1 rRNA gene is annotated in these 430 nt (G+C 50.9%); it reads right to left on the bottom strand.

Annotation, left to right across the window (positions count from 1 at the left end):
• Positions 1-25: 25 nt before the first annotated feature.
• Positions 26-430: ribosomal RNA gene (locus tag ACZ2V4_RS11680) — 16S ribosomal RNA — on the bottom strand; the annotation flags it as partial.

Raw genomic sequence — 430 nt, 5'->3', positions numbered from 1 at the left:
GGTCTGTTTCCGTAATTATCCTTAGAAAGGAGGTGATCCAGCCGCACCTTCCGATACGGCTACCTTGTTACGACTTCACCCCAATCATCTGTCCCACCTTCGACGGCTAGCTCCTAAAAGGTTACTCCACCGGCTTCGGGTGTTACAAACTCTCGTGGTGTGACGGGCGGTGTGTACAAGACCCGGGAACGTATTCACCGTAGCATGCTGATCTACGATTACTAGCGATTCCAGCTTCATGTAGTCGAGTTGCAGACTACAATCCGAACTGAGAATGGTTTTATGGGATTTGCTTGACCTCGCGGTTTTGCTGCCCTTTGTACCATCCATTGTAGCACGTGTGTAGCCCAAATCATAAGGGGCATGATGATTTGACGTCATCCCCACCTTCCTCCGGTTTGTCACCGGCAGTCTCTCTAGAGTGCCCAAC

Source organism: Macrococcus sp. CoH-51_TC_04 (assembly GCF_058188655.1).
The sequence above is the reverse complement of the archived record's forward strand: the minus strand, read 5'-3'. Positions and strand labels throughout refer to the sequence as shown.